This is a genomic window from Nguyenibacter vanlangensis (genome assembly GCF_013376155.1).
In the GTDB taxonomy this organism is placed as follows: domain Bacteria; phylum Pseudomonadota; class Alphaproteobacteria; order Acetobacterales; family Acetobacteraceae; genus Gluconacetobacter; species Gluconacetobacter vanlangensis.
On record NZ_JABXXP010000244.1, the window covers coordinates 1 to 4,142 of the forward strand.

4 protein-coding genes and 1 pseudogene are annotated in these 4,142 nt (G+C 62.2%); 3 read left to right on the forward strand and 2 right to left on the reverse strand.

Annotated elements, in window-relative coordinates; translation table 11 throughout:
* Window positions 1-112 precede the first annotated feature (112 nt).
* Together HUK84_RS11595 and HUK84_RS11600 are read right to left on the reverse strand one after the other, a co-directional pair.
* Window positions 113-911, reverse strand: a pseudogene (locus HUK84_RS11595) (thiamine pyrophosphate-binding protein); the annotation flags it as partial.
* Between the two features lie 938 nt (window positions 912-1,849).
* Window positions 1,850-2,362, reverse strand: a complete 513-nt coding sequence (locus tag HUK84_RS11600; protein ID WP_176640435.1) for a ferritin-like domain-containing protein — start codon at window positions 2,360-2,362, stop codon at window positions 1,850-1,852.
* Window positions 2,363-2,619: 257 nt separating this feature from the next.
* On the opposite strand from HUK84_RS11600, the gene HUK84_RS11605 reads away from it, so the two are divergent.
* The 3 genes from HUK84_RS11605 to HUK84_RS23790 all read left to right on the forward strand — a co-directional run bounded on the left by HUK84_RS11605 (window position 2,620) and on the right by HUK84_RS23790 (window position 4,101).
* Window positions 2,620-3,075, forward strand: a complete 456-nt coding sequence (locus tag HUK84_RS11605) for an MDR/zinc-dependent alcohol dehydrogenase-like family protein (RefSeq protein ID WP_176640436.1) — start codon at window positions 2,620-2,622, stop codon at window positions 3,073-3,075.
* Window positions 3,076-3,273: 198 nt separating this feature from the next.
* Window positions 3,274-3,807, forward strand: coding sequence for a YciE/YciF ferroxidase family protein (locus tag HUK84_RS11610; RefSeq protein ID WP_176640437.1), 534 nt, complete (start codon window positions 3,274-3,276; stop codon window positions 3,805-3,807).
* 138 nt (window positions 3,808-3,945) lie between these two features.
* On the forward strand, window positions 3,946-4,101 hold the full coding sequence (locus tag HUK84_RS23790) for a hypothetical protein (RefSeq protein ID WP_374729323.1): 156 nt from the start codon (window positions 3,946-3,948) through the stop codon (window positions 4,099-4,101).
* Window positions 4,102-4,142 lie beyond the last annotated feature (41 nt).

The window sequence follows — 4,142 nt, forward strand, 5'->3', positions numbered from 1 at the left end:
TCTGCGCCTCGGTGAACTTCGATGCCTTCATGGAACTCTCCTCATCCCGAGCACGGGATCATAAGTGGAAAATTCCAACTCGAACTGGTCCAATTTTCGGGGAGCACGTCACCCAGGATGGCTGGGTGCCCAGCAGGCCGATCGATCCGGTGACGAAAGGCAGGTCGTCGGGCAGGGCGGCCTTGCCCAGCAGGGCCTTGGCCACGTCAGCCTCCAGCATCTCGGCCACCGCCAGCAGTTCGTCGGTCGCGTCCAGCGCGCCCGCGCCGGCCAGGATTCGCGACCCGGCGTCCTTCGTTCAACACCGCCGCGGCACGGTGCAGGGCTGCGTCGTCCGGCACCATGGCCGTGTCGGGAAAGCCTGTCCCGGTGTGGGTCGCGCCATGCGCCACCGGCGGGTCGGCATAGGGCAATTCCTGCAGGTCGTTCGGCAGGATCACGCAGGTCGGTGCCCGTTCGGCGGCGGCGATCCGCACCGCCTGGTCGACCAGGTGCCGTACCTGCGACGGTACGGAGGCGGTGGCGACGAATGCGCCGGCCACGTCCTTGAACAGGCATTGCAGGTCGATTTCCTGCTGGTACTGCGCACCGATCGCCGATCGCGCCTGTTGTCCGACCAGGGCGACGACCCCGACATGGTCCAGCTTGGCGTCGTACAGGCCATTGAGAAGGTGGATGGCGCCTGGTCCCGACGTGGCGTAGCAAAGGCCGATCTGTCCGGTGAACTTGGCGTGCGCGCAGGCCATGAAGGCCGCCATTTCCTCGTGCCGGACCTGGACGTATTCCATGCCCAGGTCCAGCATCTTCTGCAGCGCGACGTCCAGACCGCCGACGCCGTCGCCGGGATATCCATAGACGCGGCGCAATCCCCATTCGCAAAGACGACGCCAGACGAACTCGCTTACATTCATGGGATCGATCCTTGTCGAGGCCGGATCCGTACGGGCGGGCCGTCAGCCCCGCAGCGTCAAGGGCCGGTCCATATCGCCGGGCAGCAGGCACTGGCTGGACCGCGTGAACCGCCACGCGCGGATGCGGACGGCGCCAGAACACGTCGAAACGCTCCGCCGGCCATGTCCGTTTTTCGGGAATGTCCGCCAGGGCGTCCGGCGCGATCGCGCTTGCCGGGCCCGGCAGGCCTTCACGCTCCCAGTAGACCAGATGCACGCCCGGCGGCCGGCGCAATACGGTCTGTTCCGGCCGGCGGCTGTGGCCCCCATCCTTGCGAAAAGCGGAGGCGAGGATTCTGTCGGGCGTCGGCAAGGACGCCTGGACGCACGGGTCGCTGCCCAGCAACAGGGCAAGCGCGCCCGCGGGTTGCCAGCCCCGGGCGCCGAGTGCGTGTTCGTCCGGGCGGCCGGTGGGGGACAGGCCGATTTCGTCGCGCGCCTTGTCCGGCTTTTCGGCGTGCCGCATCAGGACGATTTCGGCCTCGGCCATCGCAGGTCCCCTTTGCGTAGGTTTCGGACTGTGCCTGTGACGTGGGCGTACCGGGAAAAGCCCGTCGGTTTCCGCATGACCGCGAAAGTCATCGGCCAGTCGGAGGGCCCGGAATCAACGGTGCGGCGGATCAGGGGTTGCTGGATCGCCGTATCGCCATCGGCCAGACGCACCACAGCCCGAACACGCTACGCCGACCATGCGCCCGCGCGACCATCTCCCTCCAGCATAAGGTCCGCGGCGATCACAACGTCGAGGCCGAAGGCGATCGTGAACGGCAGCGGCGCCGAGGCCGCCAAATGCGTAACCAGTCAATGGAGATGTTGGCTGTCACGTTCATACATCGCGACGCTGACCAGTTCTTCATCGCCGTCGCGTCCTGCCCCGGCGGCATGGTGAGGCCGGCCGCCTATCGCTTCGCGCTGCCGGTTTCTGTGCTGTCGCGGGTCAGGAACAGCCCCACTGTTTCCGGCAGGGCCTGCGCCAGCCATTTGGCCATGGCCTTTTCCTCCTCCAGGATCTGCGCGCAGACGTCACGCGTCTGGATGTCGCCGCAGAACTCGGCGGTGGCGATCAGCGCCACGTAAGCGGACACTTCGAAATGTTCGAAGGCGTAGCTCGCCATGGAGCCCTTGATCACTTCGTCCGCCATCAGCGAACCGCCCAGGCCCTGCAGCATGGCCATGAGCTTCCCGCCCGTATCCTTGAGGCCGGACGGGCTGCTGCCGTGGCGTTCGATACAGCCGCGGATCAGAATGGCCTGGCGGCGTGTCTCCTCCAGGTGCTGCCGAATTTTTTCCTGCAGGATAGGATAATTTTCAAGGCGGGCAGCCTGGGCCTGCAGCATCTTTTCTGCCTGTTCTTCCATGGCATGCGCGTCGCGCAGCCAGTCAAGCAGGTGCCCGGATGGCGTCTTGCTCATGGCTCGGATTCCTTTGCAGCGAGCTGCCGGAATTCGTCCGGCAGTCAGACAAGACGCCACGTTCACAGATGTTGCATGTCTACGCCGCAAGCTTGCGTGAAGAGATCGTCAAATTTATCTGTTCCATTGGCTCATTTGTACTCTCACCGGGACGTGTTCCGGACGTTGGAGATTTTTCCTGTCTCTTGGGGACCGGACTGCCATATGCGGGAGGTGTCCCGGACAGGGGGAAATCATCATGCGCGCGTTGACATGGCATGCAGGAACAGATCCTGGCCATGACCAAGGGAACCGGGCCGGACGCCGTTATCGAAGCAGTGGGGCTGGAAAGCCACGGCGCGACCACGGCCCAGAGCGTGGCCTCGGTGGTGATGGGTGCCGTGACCAGTTTCGAGCGGCCTTTTGCCTTGAACCAGGCAATCCTGGCCTGCCGTCCAGGCGGAACAGTGTCCATGCCGGGGGTCTTCGTCGCCCAGGTCGGTCCCATCGCCCTGGGCGCGCTGATGCAAAAGGGCCTGACCCTGCGTACGGGGCAGACGCACATGCTGCGCTATATGCGGCCGCTTCTGGATCTTATCCTTGCCGGCCGGTTGCGGCCGGACAGCATCATAACCCATCGTGCAAAACTTGAAGATGGTCCGGAGCTGTACGAGGCTTTTCGTGCAAAACGGGAAGGATGCATAAAGGTGATGATGACGCCTCACGCTGGGTAGCGGTATACCGCATTCCTCCTTTCCGATCCTGTTCCACAGGACGAAAAACTAAACCAGCGCCGAGACGAAACTCCACCCGGACGGGGGTTGTTAGCAGCCACGGATCCTTTTTCGAGCGGGCGGTGAGTGCCGGAGGCGCTTCGGCCAGAGTCGGAACCTGTTCCGATCTAGATGGTAAAAAACGAAGTGGAAGACATCATGTCGACAAGAGAAAAGACATTGTCTGATGCGTTTTATGAAACGCTGAAAGATATCTATTTCGCTGAAAAGCAGATCGTAAAGGCATTGAAGAGGTCCGAGCGCGTGGCGCAGGAACCGGAGTTGCGGGAGGCGTTCGAGACGCACCGTGGCGAAACGATGCAGCATATCGAGCGCTTGAATCAGGTCTTCGAAATTATCGGCAAGGCCCCGCGCTCCAAGACCTGCGAGGCGATGCAGGGAATTCTTGCCGAAATGGAGGATGATCTGGAAGAGTTTGGTGGATCGGAGGCGTCCGACGCGGTACTGATCGGCACCGCTCAGGCGATCGAGCATTATGAAATCACCCGCTACGGCACGTTGAAGACATGGGCGGCCGATCTTGGCCTTTCAAATGCGGAAAAGTTGCTGGACGAAACACTGGGCGAGGAAAGGCGGACCGATTCCCTGCTTTCCGAAATCGCTCAACAGATCAGCAATCCGCAGGCCAATGCCCACCAGCCGGAGCAACGTGGGACGGAAGGGAATACCTAGCAGTCAGGTTGAAACACGTTCTTGGCCAGATCCAGGCCGATGATGGCAACGCCCTTTCTGGACTGCGAAACCCACCGGGGGAAGCGCTATATTTTGAAGATATGCGAATGTGTCATGTACCATCATGTAAAAAAGCTGATGTACACAGTGCGGATCGGTGAAGCCGATCCGAGATTCGGTGCCATGCTTCTGGAGCAATTTGGCGGGGCGAATGGCGAGTTGGCCTCACCACCCATCAGTTTCATCCGGATGCCCATAATGGCGGCATTGGTTTGCGGAACTGGAGGAGCCTGACAATGCGCCGGACGCCGCGCGTGAACCAGGAGAGCCTGCTG